Genomic DNA, 17,448 nt, shown 5'->3' with positions numbered 1-17,448 from the left:
CCCGTTATTGTCCCGGTTCACCTTCGGCGTGGCAAAACATGAATTCGGCTTCAATCAGATCAAGAAACGCGTCGCGCCCTGAAAGTCCCAGCGCGATTGCATGGGATTCAAGATCATCCGGTACCGCTTGGTCAAGACGTGTTTCAAAATACCAGATCAGCGACTGGGTTCTGTTTCCCCGATCCAGCCCGGCGACCTGGTCCGCTTTGCGCTGCGCCCGGTCGCGCAGTGCGCCGTAATGGCCGTCGTGGCGCAGTTCGGCCAGAAGGGCCGCGTCCAGATCTTCCGCGCGTGCAGCTATGGCCGCTTCGGTATGGGCGCGGTCGACCAGCAGCGTCTCGTATTGCGCAAGGGTCAGGTCATTGTCCTGCAGCCATTCCATCAGATCAGCGTGGCGCGTCAGCCGGCCCCCGAGACGGTGTGCGGTCATGAGTTTTCGCAAGGTGTCGCGATCCGGCTGGTGATCCATCCGCTGCGCTTCATCGCGCGCCAACAGGTGCAGCGCTGCACGGTCGCGTAACCGGGTAAAAAGCTCGGGCTGCAGCCGCAACTCGTCTACCAATGCACGTGCGTCGGTATCGTGCGGGCTGGGTTCGGCATCGACCCGTGCCTGCAGGTCACGCCAGGCCAGGGTCCGTTCCACGCGCGGCGGTGCGGCGGCCCCAGTGTCGGCGGCCAGATATTGCGCCATCTGCCCAAGCATCTGTCGGGCGTCGTCACCCTTGGCATCGACCTGCCCGGCGGGCAGCCAATTTTGAAAATCTTCCAGACCCGTGGCGGTGTCTGCTGTTGCAATGACCGTGTCCCAAACGCGGTCCCGATAGTGCAGCGCCTTCGCCGCATCCAGCAATGTCAGCGCATCGGTATCTGATAGAACCTTGGCCGCCTGCGCCTTCGCCAGCGTCGCGCGGATCGAGACCATCGGCTCGCTCAGCGGCATGAAACCAAGTTCGGCGGGGCCATGCAGAACCGCCACTTCGTCATCATCTGTTATTGTGCCGTTCAGATAATCCTGAAACACCTGCCCGACGCCGATCATCCCGAAATCGGCCAGTTCCGCGGCGCGCAACGCACCCATGCTGGCGCTACCAAATACCGGGATGCCTTGTTCGAGCGCCCACAGGATTTCCTTGTGCCAGACCGAGGGCACCCCGTCGAAATACCCATCGATGATCCCAATCGCCCGAGGCCCGTCGCGCGCCACGCGGTACACATCGCCTTGCTGGGCCGGGGGCAGGATGGTGGCGTCCAGATGCTCTTGGACGGTCTCTGCCCGCAACGTGGGTCCGACGAAGACAACCACGCTCATCCCGTCACCGCCCGGGCCCGAGGGCCGGCAACATAGTCGGGGTCATCATGCGGGGCCTCCAGCCCCGGAATGACGGCGCGGATAACGGCAATGTCGATCTCGGGCCGGGACAGGTCGACCGTCACCACCTGATCCATCCCGGCCGCCGACAGCCGGGCCAGCAGCAGGTCGAGGTCTTCGGTGAATGACCCGGTGACATGCGACGGACAGTCGGTGAACCGTTGCGTCGCTGCTGCGCCATCGATCAACTCACGAATGTAGCGGCTGCGCCATGTGCGGGCCTCGTCCGAGAACTCCTCGGGGTCCAGATCATCCCGTGCGCCCGAGATATAGGTCAGCCTTGTCTGTGCCGCCTCGGTCAGCGCGCGCAGCAGCGCAATCGCGCGGTCGGGATGACAACCATCACCGATGCCGATATGGCCATTGGCCTCTCCGCCCTCGCAAATCACACAGCGAAAACTGGCGATGCCGATATCCGAAGTCGTATCCCAGATCCCCAGATCAAGCCCTGCTGCCGCGATCTGATCCATGGCCTGACGGCACCGCCGATCATCGACCGTCTTAGGATCAACGCGCGGGGTTGTACCCCGATGATGCCATAGTGTTGTCGCATCCCGCTCGATCAACTCGCAAATCGCGTGGCAACTGGCCTCAACCGCATCATTGCCCGAAGCAAGACCATTCGTCGTGCGCGGAAACGCCCGGTGCCCGGCAACCGGAGAGGCCGTGTAATCCGTATCCACCATCTCATATGGCACCCAGCAGGCGGCGTCTGCGTTCAGATCACGGCCCTGCACCCAGAGCATCGCCCTATGCGGCTCAAACTGCCCGCCCGTCACGCGGGGCAGGCGGTCGACATTCACAACGTGATCATGCGCCAGGTCGGAATAGCCGCAAAGCCGCAATGGCAGTTCGATCCGTTCGGCATGCCACGATTCGACGGCTTCCATCACGCCCGAGGCCCGCGCCGCGCTCAGCGACAGCCCCTTGCCCAGCGACACGGCAACCGAGCGCGAGTTGGGTCGCGTGACCATCACCGTCGGCAATCCAATACGATCCAATCCCGTCAGATTGGCGATCCGCGTGATCCCCATCTGTTTCAGGAAGGGTTCCACGATCGCAAGGGTCTGTTCCGGATCGCGCAGGCGATGGGTATCCAGCACATAGGTCTTCTGCGAAATCCCGGACATTCAAATGACCTTGTCAAATAACTGATAATCAAACTGAACCCGCAGGTTCTGCTGAGCTTTGGTGCAGGATGGTAGAGGAATGGCGAGCGGTCAACCATGGCCCCTTTGTGATCTGCCCCTTGCAAGGGTCGCAACCTGCGGCTAAACGGTCTGTCGCATGCCTCAATAGCTCAGCTGGTAGAGCAGGTCCTTCGTAAGGACAAGGTCGGGGGTTCGAGTCCCTCTTGAGGCACCATTTTTCAGAAGAAATGTTTTTCAAGAGGTCGCGCTCCAAGTGCCCGCCAAGGGTAGACTACTTAGCGTGCCATGCACCGGCGGCAATACTTAAGCGTATCGGATGAGCCAGAACATCCTGATCTGTCTAGAGCTTCCCAAGGTGTTGCGTGCCAAAAACCCTGCCTCGTGACTATCTGACGATCGAACATGCGAAAAAAGTGCGGGAGAAAATGCCCGATCGCAACACTGCGGAACGCCCTGACCACGCCATGGTGGCTTGTACTTTTACCAGTGGGTTACGCGCCACAGCGCTCACGACATCTCAATTGTAATACATTGATCTTGATAAGAAAATAACTCGTTCTGCACTCAACAGGAAACTGCAATCGAAGCCTTCAAGTATCCTTTTTCCTAACGTCTGTCAGGCTCGATGTATGCCGACTGGTCGCCGACGCCAGTGATCCAGTATTGGACAGCCTGAGATACAAATTCCGACCCGTAGTTTGAATTTCTAAACGCTGGACCCTCGAAATATGAACAGATCCGCCAGGTCGACCATGACCCGCGCGAAGATGCCTGTCTCGCTCTTACGCATCCGCCGGTTATCGAGTTTTTGGGGCTCGCGCGGCGCTACTGGGGTCGCGGTCCCCTTCGACAGTGAGGGCCGTATTCCTAGGGTACATATCGCCAGCGAAAACCATTGCGATCGAAGAAGACAATTCCACTCAACACCCGTTGTTCGACAACCCAGGGCTCGCCGTGCGGCTTCGGAAAAGATGGGATGAGCTTGGCCATATGTTCGTCGGTTTGCCAACAAAGTTCGCTCATGTCAGCGCTCGGTCTTTGAAGCCTCTAAGCAAGCAGCGAACCGAAGATCAATGTATCCTGTCCCTAAGATTGCATTTGTCTTCCGCTGCACCCGCAGTGCTCTGCATTTACTCATCATGTGTCCTATCCCCGAGAATGATCTAGGCGAAGGTCTGGAAGTAGGAGATGGTTTTGGCAAGGCCTTCGTCCAACGCGATTGTTGGCTCCCAGTTGAGAGAGTTCTTGGCTTTGGTGGTGTCTGGTCGACGTTGCTTGGGGTCGTCAGAAGGGAGATCTTTGAAAACCAATTCAGACGTTGACCCAGTCATCTCAATTACCTTGTTTGCCAATTCTCTTATTGAGAACTCGACCGGGTTGCCGAGGTTGATCGGTCCCGTGACTGATTCATCTGAGTTCATCAACGCTAAAAAGCCTGATATCAGGTCGTCGACATAGCAAAACGCTCGGGTTTGGCTGCCGTCGCCATATATCGTTATCGGCTTATTCGCCAGGGCCTGTACAATAAAGTTCGAAACCACTCTTCCGTCCGCATGGTGCATCCTTGGGCCATAGGTATTGAATATCCGGGCGATTTTAACCTCGACGCCATGTTGGCGATGGTAGTCGAAAAAAAGAGTCTCAGCGCATCTCTTACCTTCATCATAGCATGACCGCGTTCCAATTGGATTCACATTACCCCAATAGTCTTCCGATTGAGGATGAACATTTGGGTCGCCATAAACTTCGCTGGTAGAAGCTTGAAAAATCTTGCATTTCAATCTCTTAGCGAGACCCAGCATATTGATTGCACCATGGACAGAAGTTTTGGTCGTCTGTACGGGATCGTGTTGGTAATGCACTGGTGAAGCCGGGCAGGCGAGATTATAAATCTCGTCCACCTCAATGTATAGTGGGAAGGTCACGTCATGCCGCAGAAACTCAAAACGCATATGATTATGCAAGTGATCAATGTTCCGTTTGGTGCCGGTGAAAAGGTTGTCCAAACAGATGACCTCATGCCCCAGATCTAACAACCGATCGATCAAGTGGGACCCAAGAAAGCCTGCGCCACCGGTGACTAAAATGCGTTTGCGGGAGTCGTACAGTCGCGCCATTCTTTGTTTTCCCTAACCATTGATCTAAGGTTTGTTTGGCCGCATTTAGGCAACCGACACGGATGTCGGCAAACTCACCGCAACTTGTGTTATGGAGGCTACTAAACAAAGGTTCAAGATGCGCACATCGCTTGATATCTAATTCATTTCAGGGCTCGATCCTGGTTTTGATTTGTAGATTCGCGTAGATGGAGTGAGCGTTTGACATCCGATTTCCCACGCGCATATACGATGAAAAACGAAGGGCGAGTTGTTCGGTTTTCACGACTTCCAACAAGGTGCTTCTAAACCAACACACGTTCGATTGAAGCCGATCATCGAAACGCGTTGAAACCAGTCTAAACAACTAATCGTCCGGAGGTCGCGATGATTTACCTATTTGTATGCAATGAGGGTCCGTATCTTTTGAACGAGACACGTTGGGCAATTACCTCTATCTCGCGACACGAACCTGACGCGCGCATTCAACTAGTTTTATTTGATAGTACAGGAAAATATGATCGCCGCGTCAAAGGATGGCATCCCAACGTCGAGATCATCCACTTTGTACCGGATGAGCCCATCGACTACACTAAGCCGGGGTTCTTTTTTAGCTTTAAAACTCTGGTATTTGAAAGTGCATTGAAGTCGACTTCGGAAGACATATTGTTCTTGGACGGAGACATCATTGTGCGGGGACCACTCGCGCCGATCTTCGACGAAATGGGTTCAGCTGACTTGGCCATTCGGTACCGGCCATCATTGGACCTCGTTGGGCCCATGGGTTCCAGCACCTCAGCAAAGCTGAACACTGGTGTTGTTGCTATTCGTAATTCTGAGCGTACGCAGAAGATGATGACCGACACGCGAGAGATTATTGCAAAACACTTGGAAAGTAACGGTGATACGCAGCGTGATGGTGCAAGTATTACTACGATTGACCAAGAAGCAATGTGGTTGGCCTATGAGAAACAGCAAGATACCTTGGAGTTTTTCCCGTTAAGCGATGTGTACAATGACTCTTATTTCTGGCCGGATTCCATTATTTGGCATGCCAAGGGTAAGGCGCGTCAACATCGAATGTATCTTGCCTCCGTAGATGAGCTCAAATTCGGACGTCTTGGACGTTGGCGACACCGAAAAAATACTGCTCGGCACGCTAAGATTATTAAACGCGCGCTCAATGCGCGGCTGAAGATGCGGAAAGAGGCGTTTGCGCTATCCGCCGAGGAAGCAACGTCCGCGATCGAGCAAGTGCGGGGACGCGAGTTGCTTTCGTTCTCAAGTGATTTTCTGTTAGCAAATCCAGATCTTCAGGTAGCTGCTAGTTCAACAAGATGCTTGGATTGGGACCCTGCCGCATATCACATCAACAAAACTGCGGTTGCAAAATCTGGGGCCTATCACACATTTTGCATGGAACCTTCCCACGTGGATCTATCCACTGCCGACCTTGTTTTGACGGATACCAAGATGACCGGTTCTTCCGAGAAGATCGTTGCTCGCATCCTGCCGAACGAACAAAGATTTCAGGACGCCAGTACGCTCTTCAAGCTATCGCGAAGGGCGAACACGAGTTCGACAGCTTAGCTTGTTGAGGTCAGGTTACTATTATGTGGTCTAAGTGCTTCGTCAGCCTGCTGGCTGTGTGATGTCTTTCATGAGCGTTCAAGACTTAGCCAGGTCAGAAAGTGGTTCGGGCTGAAAGTCTAGGCATTAATACTGGCAAGGCGTGGCAGCCACCGGCAGGTCAGCGTCGCGCTTGCCCGCCGTCTGGTTGCAATGATGCAGCCGATGTAGGGTGACGGAACCGAATTTGCTTGGGAAGGGAAAGGCCCAACGACGGTTGCAACAAGGACCGAATATCAACTGTCATCATAGGTCTGACCAAGGCGGCAAGACGTACTTCGCGGGACGGTGGATGAAGAGAGCTTGCGATGCCCGAAGTGCCGGCGGCGTTCATGCCGTCAGGACAGAGCCGCTTTTTTCCTAATATCCCGTCATGGGAGGGCCCGTGTGCCAACCCCGATGAGAAACGTGGCCCCGCTGAAGACAGAGACTACCGCTTCGGAATTTCCTCGATGACGTTTGACTTGAACCCGCCGAATAGAGCAGCGGAATTCAACAGGCGACGTCTACGAATGAACCGCAAAACAGCCAATATGCGAGTCACCGCGACTCAGGTCGATACCGAAACGCATTAGCGCCGCCGAATTAGAACTACGTCAAAATCAAAAGGCTTCAATTTTGTTCAAAATGCGAAGCTGCTCGCGAGCAGATATTTGCCCATTGCAGATTATTTTCCACAAACTGCCTACCGCGGATGCCAAGGTTTTGGCGTAGAGTCTCATCTTCGATAAGCCGTTCAAGCTGACTCGCGAGATGATCCACATTTCCTTTCTGATAAAGCAAGGCAGTCGTCTCGTTCTGGCTGAAGAACTTTAAAGCCTCTACATCTGATAGTACGGCCGCCTTGGACTGCGCGAGTACTTCTACAGGTTTGATCGGCGATACCAATTCGCTCACCGCGTATCCGCGCCTCGTGATGGGGCAAATGTCCATGATAGAGTAGTAGCTTTTTATGCTCTCAAATGGCACCCGCCCGAGCATAAACAGGTTCTTCGATACACCATTGCTTTCAAAAGATGCTATTACTTCTGTAGTAATAGGTGTGTTACCCATTAGATCGGGTTTTTCGGCACCTAATATCAGTAGCACTACATCGAGCCCTTTGGCAGCCAATTGGGCTACGGCCGCAGCTAAATCTTGAAGCCCTTCATATTCTTTGATCGCACCTGCGTAACCCACGACGATGCTGCCCTTTGAAATCCCAATTTCTGTCGCAAGGGTATCATCCCTTTCCATGGTGATTAACATATCAGGGCTGACGCCATTTGGCATGAGAGCGATCTTATCTGCGTCAATGCCGCGTTCTACGAGATTATCCTTCATTCCCTGCGTAAGAGTCCAAATCTTGTCTGCATTTGAGCAAACAAAGAGCTCTAACTGCTGCATCACGGCAAACCTTCGAGTTTGCTCGTACCCCGGGTTTTCGGACGCACGTGTTAGCTCCCACATGCCACGTACTTCATAGTAGAAAGGAAGGCCGAGACGTCGTGCGGCAATAAGTGCTGGTACGCTGTTCTCGTAATTTGAAGCTGCTATGACATATTCTGGTCGAAGCTCCCGAAGCTTGTTTTCCAGGGCGTCGGCTGCTTTGCGGGCATAATCTGTGTAGTTGCGATTGTCGACAAGTGGCTCAATTGTTCTGTGGTAGTTTACACCATTGATATTATCGCTGCTGTTGATCTCATGGGCATCAGCCTCGGGTCCCAGTATGTTTAGCGGAAAACCTGCTTTGGTAATCACCTCAACATCCAAGCCGTTTTCCATATAACCCAGAGCCACACCTTCTGTTCGGCTGCTATACCCATTCATCGAGTAGGGCATCGACATTGCAGCCATATATGCCACGAGGCCTTTGCGAGGTTCAAATGCGCGTTCGGAAGCGACGTTCAACAGGTCACGCGCCTTCAGCGCCTCAATACCAAGAACTCGGAAATGCTTATCATCAAGAATGGAGGTGTCAGCATATTTTTCAAACGCTTCCTGAAATCCCGCCGGACCACCACCAAAAATCTGCAAAATCGCACCGGAGGTCCTACTTTCCCGACTTAGACCCTCATGACACAACTGTTGCCCAAGCTTTGTAGCGGCCGATGCCAGTTCAGGAAATCTTGGATGAGGTGTGAGATCAGAGCGAAGGACCCTTCGTTCCCGAAATGCCTCTTCAATGAGCTTATCTAAGGTTTCATGATGTAGCGATCCGACCTGTAGCCGTTTTGCTCGGCGAATGACGCGCCTCAATCTCCAGGTTGGAAACAACACAAGAAAACGACGGATTGTCTGCTTGATATAACTATCAGTCGCGCGACGCTTGGATGCTGCGTAAGTTTCGTTTATCTCTTCTAAATAATGAATAAATTCCGACAATATGTCTGCATTTTTTGTAGGCGCATGTTGCGACCGTGAGACATCCATTTTTTCACCGGTGATATCATTTTCTGCCATCTGCTATTCGCCTCAGAGAGATGTAAATAGCAAGGTTGATGCTTCAAACTCCCTGTCTTTGAACTCATCATGTGCTACAAGTACGATGTGCAGGTCAGCCTCGTCGTTAGCTTCCTCTAAGCTAGCGAGTCTGGCGCCCGAAACCTCCTCTGGCAGTTCCTGCAAATTTGGTTCAATCACCATGATCTGACCGGGGTGCGTTGCCAAAAGCTCTTTTACGATAAGAAGCGATGGGCTTTCTCTTACGTCGTCAATATTTGGCTTGAAGGCCACACCGTAGCAAGCCAGTGTCACATCTTCTGCCTGCCCCAGCGCAGAGATCGATGATCTGATTTTTTCCAGAACCCACGAAGGTTTGAGATCGTTCACCTCACGCGCAGTTCGAATTAGCCGGGCTTGTTCAGGCGCGCTGGCTACAATGAACCAGGGATCCACAGCAATACAATGCCCTCCGACGCCCGGTCCGGGTTGAAGAATGTTAACGCGAGGATGAAGGTTTGCGAGGGAAATCAACTCACTAACATCTACATCCAGCCTCTCACAGATAGTAGAAAGCTCGTTTGCAAAGGCAATATTTACATCTCTAAAGCTGTTCTCGGTTAACTTCGCCAATTCTGCCGTTCGGGGGTTCGTTGTTACACAATGACCCTTAACGAAAACTCTGTAGAGATCTATCGCCAGCTCTGTGCATTTTGTAGTAAATCCAGCCACAATGCGATCATTTGACACCAACTCTCGCAGAACTTTTCCAGGCAACACCCGTTCCGGGCAGTGCGCCAAATGGATATTGCAGGTGTCTGGATGGCTGTGCGGAAGAATGAGGTCGGGCCGTTCATCTGCTATCCAGCCAGCTACTCTTTCAGTAGCGCCGACGGGGCACGTGCTCTCAAGAATGACAAGATTTCCTGGCTCAAGAACAGGTGCGATCGAGCGACAAGCTGCTTCTACATACTTTAAGTCTGGCTCCCTGCTTTCTCCTACGAACGGAGTTGGCACTGCTATCAAGAAAGCTTCCGCTGGTTCTGGGGTAAGCGACGCTCGAAGGTAACCTTCAGTGACTGCACTTCGAACCACGATGTCCAGATCTGGCTCATATATTTGAACCTCACCTCTATTGATAGTTTCGACGACACTCGGTTGTACGTCAACACCAATGACGTTTACTTTGCGCGAAGCAAGAATCGCAGCTGTGGGAAGGCCAATATAACCAAGGCCAATGACAGAGATCTTGGAAAACTGTGTATCATGCATTGTTCAGAAACTCGACAATTCTATTGGCCGCATTACCATCACCGTATGGGTTGTGCGCTCTACTCATAGCTTCATAAGAATTTGGATTCGTGAGAAGCTCTGCAGTGTTCTCTACGATCGCATCCACATCGGTACCAACAAGTCTGGCTGTTCCGGCCTCAATAGCCTCAGGGCGTTCGGTTGTGTCGCGCATGACCAAAACGGGTTTCCCCAACGAGGGTGCCTCTTCCTGTATTCCCCCGGAATCTGTCAGAATAATCCGGGATCGCGACATCAAGTAAACAAATGGGAGATAGTCGAGGGGTTCAATCAAATAAACGTTGGGCCGATTGCCAATGCGTTCAAAGACTGGCCCCCTGACATTTGGGTTCAGGTGTACTGGGTAAACGATTTTCAACTCAGGAAATCGATCCGCGAGCAAATTCAGTGCGGTGCAAATCCGCTCGAAACCGCCACCAAAGCTCTCGCGCCGATGTCCGGTAACCAAAAGGACATCGCCTGTCAGGTCCAGTTCGGAGAAGTGGGCAGACGCCCTATGCGATAGCTCATCGTCTGTTTCGAGTAAGTCTTGCGCCATAATAAGTGCATCTATGACAGTATTGCCTGTCACTAAAATGTTCGCATCGGGAACATTTTCTGCCAGCAAATTCTGCCGCGCGGATTCTGTCGAAGCAAAATGGAAGCGAGCCAACGCGCCCGCTACCTTTCGGTTTCCTTCCTCTGGCCATGGCGATTGGAGGTTACCTGTGCGTAATCCCGCTTCAACATGCCCAAAGGGTATATTACTATAGAATGAAACGACCGATGCGGCCAGAGTGGTCGTGGTGTCTCCGTGAACAAGAATTGCATCCGGCTTTTCTTTCGCCACTACCGCCTGCATTTCTGTCAAAATTCCGGAGGTGATGTCAAAAAGATTCTGGCCTTCTTTCATCACGCGAAGATTGTAATCAGGTACAATGCTGAAAACATCCAAGACCTGATCCAGCATTTCACGATGCTGACCCGTGACGCAAACGCAAACATCTGTATTTGCATTGGCTTGCAGCGCTTTTACAACCGGCGCCATTTTGATCGCCTCTGGCCTTGTGCCAAAAACTAACATGACTTTTTTCAAAGTTAGGTTTCCCAGCTATTTGGATGGCAAAGAGCGTCGGATACGGTCTCAGCCCACGACGTCAACGCTAAATTGATTTGACCAGTATCGATTTGGTTGGCGCAGTTCAACCCTCACTCGAATAGTAAGAAAAAACTTGCGACAGGGCGCAGCGAATTTACTAAATTCTAAGTGTAAACACACTATATTAAGCGAAATTTATGCTCTTTTCAGAGGTGAGTAATAGTTATCGGGCAATGAAGCGCATTCTATAGAAGATCATCAAACCGAAGCTAGGGCTGCTGGAATTGACCAAGTAACTCGGCGGCGTGTAACGGGCCTGCAAGGTGACGTGATACAGCCGGGGCAGGATCTAGAGGTTCAAAGAACGATGTGAACAAGTCGGCGAGCAAGCCTTGATAGACCTTAGGCGTCGAAAGCCGATCGTGAGAACCAGGTCCCGAAATATGTCGAGTGGTCGATGATCGAGTTGGCTATCTAGCAGCCTGCTTTGCGCCAAAAGCGTGCCTTACGCACGCTTCAGCAGAAGAAAGGTGCAATGGTGTCGTTTTCCAGCGTGCGTGCGATCTGGATCTGAAAAACATAAAGAAGCGGCTGAAGGCGCTAGTTGAATACGCTGCTTTGGACGGCATGTTGCTGACCGAGTAACAGATTGTAGCGCGCCAGAAGGCCAAGGCCGAGAATTAGGCCCGCGGCGATATCGAGAGCCACAATACAGATTATCCAGGTTGCCGTGCTGCGTACCCTCGCGCCCACCGAACTCTCTTTGAGATCGCGAAAGCCGACAATTTCGCTGCAATTGGGAATGAGGGTATCGAACAGATCTGGAAAATCTACCGCATCGAAAAAATGAACGTCAACAAGATCAGATCATCGCAGACAAATGGCATCCACTAGCGTTTTCATCGCACTATCAAAGACGAACTCTACAACATCGTCTTCCGCAAGTAGCTCTTCAGGTCAGTGGTCGAGGTGCACACCGATCTCGACGCCTTGCTGGCCAAATACAACGAGCAATGGCCGTATTCGGGAAGGTATTGCTATGGCAAAACACCCACGCAGGCCTTCTGCGAAACGCTTTACATCGCTGCGGACAAGACGATCAGGGCTTCCGATCAATCGGACGACCTTCCGCCCGCTCTCAGCACCTCTTGCTGAGATTTTCGTCAGATCCAATCTGGTGTTTTACACTTCAAGCAAGTTCAATCTTTCGGGCAACATCAATCACCTTTCCGATATCAGGAAGGCCAAGCTTTTCTCTTAGAAGCAGGCCGTTGCGCTCAACTGTGCCGTATCCAATTTCCTGATCTATCAACATTTGCACCAACGAGGGATATTTGCCGAAGCGATCCTGGTCAAAGGGTTCGCTATCCTTGCGCAACATCTTATCAATGTAAATCTCGCATGCAGCGTCAAAATCATCTGTCCCGTATTTTCCAAGAATAACACTTTCGATGTAAGACCTCAGTGTGGGGTACTTCACAAAGTCGCCATGTTCGCGCCAGTTGGTGCGTTCGCTGCGCATGAAGTGGTTGTAGTTTGATTTTACATCGCAGTGCATCCAGTGTGGTGTTTCGTAAGTAATGTGTTTCACACCATCTTTGGGCAGGGGCACTCCCTCCCACCGGCCGAGGCGTTCAAATCGCATCTCTGGGAACCAACGATAAACGCGTCTATCCATCGGTGCATTATCTGGATGTCGCGCACCATAGATATCTAAGTCTTTAGCAGGAACGTGAAAAAAGTCGAACCAAACATCAACCCGGGTCAACTTTATTACTTCGATAGGAGAGCTTTGTTTCCATTTTTGTAGCGTTTTTCGCAGTAAAGCCACATCGTTAGGGCCTTCAGTATAGCAAACATAATCACTATCTACGCGAATAATCCACTCACGCGTGCTATGCTCTAACCCATATTGGCGGTTTTCATACAAATGCTGCAGTTGGTCATTTTCGTGAAATGCAACGCGCTGCGGAAAAGCTTCGGCGAATTCCCGGGCGAATTCTTTTGTTTTGTCTGTCGAACCGTTGTCAACGACAATGATCTCGTCTGCCACCCTCAGGTAAGAAGCGATACACGATGCCACCAGAAGTTCCTCGTTCTGACAGGATATCAAGGCGGTGATACCTTTTTTTCGCTTGCCCGATTGCAGGCGACGTGCGGTGCTCAGACTATTAAGGATGCGAGTTAGCATATGAGAAGCCTCATAGTTATGTGCGAGTTTTAAAGAATTTGACGGTGTTAAGGTCTGTTTGCATTCTGTTACTTGATTTGGGCAAAACGTAGGTCAGGTTGCTACTCCATTGATTTCTTACAGACCTGCATCCCAATCTGAAACAGCAACAAACGGTAGCGCCTCGCGCAATGCGCCTGATATTAGTTCCAATCCGGAAGATCTTCGTTCGGAGTTCTCAACTCGAGTTTGATGTATGAGCAAAAATAGTAGTCTGACTACCGATATTGCTTGAAAATGGAGTTGGGGAAAGGAAGTCGGTGCGCTGAAATCTATCTTTGTGTTTATCCCAAAAGACATCCAGCTCTTCTTGATATCGGGAATAATCTGAATTGTCTAACAGGATCACACCATTCGGCGCAAGATATGGCACACAGCGTTTTAGACAGGCCATGCGCGACCTTCCATCAACCACGATCAAGTCAAAATAAGCTTCCGGGAACTCGCAAATTGCCTTCGTATACTCCTCAAACGACTTGTCTTTGTACTTCGATAGTCCCGATCCGAAATCAGTGTCATGCCTGTCTCGGGGCTCGTACAGTTTGAGCACCGGCTTAGTTGCATCCGCGTCCAATTGTTCGAGTGCGTTCTTTGCAAGGGCGAACCACTCTGAGTCATGCTCTACCGATATGATCTCGCCCGCGCGCGTACTCCAGTATACGGTTGATCCCCCCATGCCCCACTCAAAGACCTTGGACTCTTTTGTGAGGTAAGAGTCCAAGAAACCTATGGCCGCATAGTTCATCCAAGGCAAGCCGTGACTCATCGGAGTAATGCCTTTCTGCCGGGACGCTAGCCACTCGTCACGCAGTGGTTCAAATTCAGGGTGTCGTTCGAGAAACTCGTTCCAAATAAATTCTGTTGCGCGCGTATTGCCTTTACGTATGCGCACATACAACAACTCATGAAGTTCGTTCCGGAAGGTGATGTCCATATCGACGCGTTCACCGAACGGATCAGACGGAAGCTCGGGTTTGGGTTCCTTCAAGCTTTTCTTATTTGGTCGGAAAAGGCCTACGAGCTTCTTTATGAGTGTGTTCATGTAAGTCCCTCTATTGACTTGTTTCTGCCCCATGTCGCAGGTGATCTGACGAAATAAAGCCCGCATAAGAGACGCTCGGCGGTGGCGCACAAAGTCCGTATAATTGCTATACTAAATTGTCACAACACCCATTCGAACAAGCAATCTCGTTCAGATAGCTGAGAGCAGTTATGGCGGATCTGTCACGGAATTGTCCCGCTCCTTTGACTGCAATAAGGGAGAGCCATCATGGCACCGAAGCCAACTGCAGAATATCGCGTCGAAGCCGTGCGCGTGGTGTTGGCGAGCGGGTTGCCTTGCACATAGGCGGCCGCCGATTTCGGGGTCTGCTTCTCATTATATGTCTGACGTCAACGCGAATGGGACAGTTTAGGTTGATTTGATAAGAGAGGTTTCTGGCTCATCGTAACCGCTAAGGAGTGGTGACGAGAAAGAAATCCGGAACTAAGCAGAGCCACGGTGAGAAGGTCGTAAAGGGCATTCGCCGTGCGACCCACAAGCATTATTCGGTGTAAGATAAGATCAGGATCGTTCTGGACGGCCTAAAAGGTGAGGACAGCGTTGCCGAGCTGTGCCAGCGTGAGGGTATCGTGCAGAGATTTTATTATAGCTGGCCCAGGGCGTTCCCGGAAGCCCGTAAGAAACGCCTCGCCGGCGGCGATGCCGCGTGTGCAGCGACATCGACCGAGGTCAAAGATCTGCGCTGTGAGGCACGCGATCTGAAGGAAGTAGTTGCCAAATCCGCTGCATAATCACTAAAATCAGGTGGGTTGGACCCTCTCCTTAGATCAAGCGGCCATTTGTCCCAAAATGCCTGACGACGGACGGGTTCCTTTCATATGATTGATTGGTTGTAGCATTCACCCAGTTTTCAGCCGGTCCAACTGTTCATACATCTCACGCGTTGTTTTTTGCCAAGATCGGTTTTTTGTAACCCACTCTTTTGCTTGATCACCGATTTTCCGACGCAATTCCGGTGCGTTTAGTAGCGGCCACAATGAGTCTTTCAGGGCGGCTGCGCTTCCGTCTTCGAATATGAAACCAGTCTCGCCGTCCTGAACAATCTCGGCTAACGCTCCTACGTTCGAGACAAGCAAGCACTTGGCCATGGCCATCGCCTCAAATGGCTTGATGGGAGAGACAATCTCTGTGACCTTTTCTCGGCGGCGCGGCAACGTGACTACGTCTACTAAAGAGTAGTATGAGGGCACTTCGGTAAATGGTATGCGACCCGGCATAATCAGCTTGTCTTCAAAACCGTTCTCGTGAGCGGTTTTTCTAATGTAAGAGGCTATCGGTCCGAGATTGCCACCAGAAACATCTTCGCTTCCAACCAGCAGCAGGCGGAAGTCAACCCCTTCAGCATTTAGTAGAGAGCAGGCATCAGCGAGCAACTCCAGCCCTTCATAGCTTGCAAAAGAGCCAATATAGCCAATAACCGGCGTACCCGAAGGTATCCCCCAGCGCTTTGCAAGTTCAATATCTCGCGGGTCGGTCCTAAATTTAAGTGGATCAACTGAATTCGGAGCTAACCGGATTAGCTCAGCGGGTACGCCCCTTTCCGTTAGTTCTTTCTTCATCCCGTGGGTCAATGTGAAGACAAGGTCGCTGCGACCAGCAGTTTCGGTCTCAGCATACCGCATATATTTATATCTCTGAGAGTCTTGAAATCCTGTTCTGCGTGAAACGCCCGTTATCTCCCAAAATCCACGCACTTCGTAAACGAAAGGTAGACCAAGTCGTCGAGCAGCGATCTGAGCGGGTCTTGCGGTCAGGTAGTTTGAAGCAGCCATAACTAGATTCGGCCGAAGCTCACGCAGTAGTTTCTCGATCGGCTCAACTGCCTCAAGGATATACTGTGTATCCGTTATCTCATGGCGCATCGGTCTTGGCAGCCGGAAATAAGATAACCCATCTATGGTCTCCCGTTCTGGCAAGTTGACATCAGTAGCGACAGTGTCTTTTGGGAAGCCGGGACGTGTAATTGCATAAACCTCCGCCCCCTGTTCAATAAGTCCGCGTGCAACACCTTCCGCGCGAGTTGCATAGCCTCCGGTGCTCAAAGGTTGAGAATTATGAAGCAAATATGCGATCTTAAGTGTTCTTGATGTGTCTTTGGGTAATCTGTCATCAGATTCTTCATGACAAAAAAGGAACGGAGCATCGCTAAACGCTAAAGCCTTTGCTGAGCGACGCATGAATTTTTCTTTGAATTTTTTGAGACTCGCAGGGGCGTTCAGATTCAGAAATTCCCGCAGCTGTACTGCATTTTCGACATCTCGAAGCGCGATGTTAAGCCAAAAACCGTCGACGACTGCATTCCAATCTATCCCTTTGGAATCTTCGTATTCATTGGGTAGCTGATCAGACAGTTTTGCTAAAAGTTGCCTAGGGTTTCCCCTAGTCCAATAGCGGTGTTTGAGGTGGGTTCGAATGGCCTTAACATATCGGAGCAACATGAATGGTCGCAAATCACGAGCGCGCCCCTCGCAGGCAAGGAGCAATCGGTGCGAAAGCGGCCGAGCGAACTGATGCCGCCAATCAGTCTCACCTTCGAAATCGTGAATGGTATCTTCTGACATTAACAATGAATCTCACACTGTGCGTATTAAGCGAACGCTATGACGTGATCGTTCATAGGTTGCAAGCGATCAAGCTGTACGTTGAGCGTGTACCCACTGAAGATACATCTCGGTTTTATGGCCGCCTCCGCTAAGATCAGATTATCCAGGATAAGATAAGAGACGGCCTTTGGAAGACGCTTATCCTCTTCTGAAGCTGCTTGCGCTCCTTCAATTGATCCGCCCAGTTCCACCGTACTTCTTCTTCGAACAACAATAAGTTCGTTAAGCAGCGTCGATCTGCCGGATCGCTGCCAGATGGGACATGCCTTACCCATCAGTATCTCAACCTAACCTACTGCAGATTCGAGACAATTCTTTCTGTCTTCTAGTGCTTGTTCGCCATGTGGTTCCGCCGCTTTCTATACCACAACGGTGGACCAGTTCAGTTGGGGAGGCCCAGCATAATTTAAACGGCTCTGCCAATACACCCAGCTGAGCCAATGTGATGAACTTTAGATTCGGATGAATAGAAAGATGTAATTCAACTATGGTTAGGG

The 17,448-nt window shown here is 51.4% G+C and carries 10 protein-coding genes, 1 tRNA gene and 1 pseudogene; 3 read left to right on the top strand and 9 right to left on the bottom strand.

Going from position 1 to position 17,448, the window contains the following annotated elements; translation table 11 throughout:
• Positions 1-4: 4 nt before the first annotated feature.
• Both ACR3EN_RS05185 and ACR3EN_RS05180 read right to left on the bottom strand, forming a co-directional pair.
• Positions 5-1,309: a TfuA-like protein gene (locus ACR3EN_RS05185; RefSeq protein ID WP_480823996.1), complete on the bottom strand. Its 1,305-nt coding sequence runs from the start codon at positions 1,307-1,309 to the stop codon at positions 5-7.
• A complete protein-coding gene (locus ACR3EN_RS05180; protein WP_480823998.1) occupies positions 1,306-2,499 on the bottom strand; it encodes a YcaO-like family protein in 1,194 nt (397 codons plus the stop codon). Before ACR3EN_RS05180 ends, ACR3EN_RS05185 begins: the two co-directional genes overlap by 4 nt.
• Before the next feature lie 159 nt (positions 2,500-2,658).
• Between ACR3EN_RS05180 and ACR3EN_RS05175 the strand changes: the two genes are divergently transcribed.
• A tRNA-Thr gene (locus tag ACR3EN_RS05175) sits at positions 2,659-2,734 on the top strand.
• A 949-nt stretch (positions 2,735-3,683) separates the two neighbouring features.
• Here ACR3EN_RS05175 and ACR3EN_RS05170 read toward each other — a convergent pair.
• Positions 3,684-4,637 carry a UDP-glucuronic acid decarboxylase family protein gene (locus tag ACR3EN_RS05170; protein WP_480824000.1) on the bottom strand — a complete coding sequence of 318 codons (954 nt, stop codon included), beginning with the start codon at positions 4,635-4,637 and terminating at the stop codon, positions 3,684-3,686.
• A gap of 366 nt (positions 4,638-5,003) precedes the next feature.
• Between ACR3EN_RS05170 and ACR3EN_RS05165 the strand changes: the two genes are divergently transcribed.
• Complete coding sequence (locus tag ACR3EN_RS05165) at positions 5,004-6,206, top strand: hypothetical protein (RefSeq protein WP_480824002.1); 1,203 nt, start codon at positions 5,004-5,006, stop codon at positions 6,204-6,206.
• Between the two features lie 651 nt (positions 6,207-6,857).
• Here ACR3EN_RS05165 and ACR3EN_RS05160 read toward each other — a convergent pair.
• From ACR3EN_RS05160 to ACR3EN_RS05140, 5 genes are all read right to left on the bottom strand, one after another.
• Positions 6,858-8,687, bottom strand: coding sequence for a glycosyltransferase (locus ACR3EN_RS05160; RefSeq protein ID WP_480824004.1), 1,830 nt, complete (start codon positions 8,685-8,687; stop codon positions 6,858-6,860).
• 12 nt (positions 8,688-8,699) lie between these two features.
• On the bottom strand, positions 8,700-9,938 hold the full coding sequence (wecC, locus tag ACR3EN_RS05155; protein ID WP_480824006.1) for a UDP-N-acetyl-D-mannosamine dehydrogenase: 1,239 nt from the start codon (positions 9,936-9,938) through the stop codon (positions 8,700-8,702).
• The gene (gene wecB, locus ACR3EN_RS05150; RefSeq protein WP_480824008.1) at positions 9,931-11,052 is read right to left on the bottom strand and encodes a non-hydrolyzing UDP-N-acetylglucosamine 2-epimerase; all 1,122 of its coding nucleotides are present in this window, start codon (positions 11,050-11,052) and stop codon (positions 9,931-9,933) included. The genes wecC and wecB overlap by 8 nt, the downstream gene beginning before the upstream one ends.
• 1,192 nt (positions 11,053-12,244) lie before the next feature.
• Positions 12,245-13,246: a glycosyltransferase gene (locus tag ACR3EN_RS05145; RefSeq protein ID WP_480870910.1), complete on the bottom strand. Its 1,002-nt coding sequence runs from the start codon at positions 13,244-13,246 to the stop codon at positions 12,245-12,247.
• Between the two features lie 217 nt (positions 13,247-13,463).
• Positions 13,464-14,327, bottom strand: a complete 864-nt coding sequence (locus ACR3EN_RS05140; RefSeq protein WP_480824012.1) for an O-methyltransferase — start codon at positions 14,325-14,327, stop codon at positions 13,464-13,466.
• 422 nt (positions 14,328-14,749) lie between these two features.
• Here ACR3EN_RS05140 and ACR3EN_RS05135 point away from each other — a divergent pair.
• Positions 14,750-15,064 (top strand): annotated as a pseudogene (locus ACR3EN_RS05135) (transposase); the annotation flags it as partial.
• 123 nt (positions 15,065-15,187) lie between these two features.
• Here ACR3EN_RS05135 and ACR3EN_RS05130 read toward each other — a convergent pair.
• On the bottom strand, positions 15,188-16,909 hold the full coding sequence (locus ACR3EN_RS05130) for a glycosyltransferase family 4 protein (protein WP_480824014.1): 1,722 nt from the start codon (positions 16,907-16,909) through the stop codon (positions 15,188-15,190).
• Positions 16,910-17,448 lie beyond the last annotated feature (539 nt).

This window comes from Ruegeria sp. G7, assembly GCF_056535465.1.
This window is presented reverse-complemented; position numbering and strand designations above follow the sequence as displayed.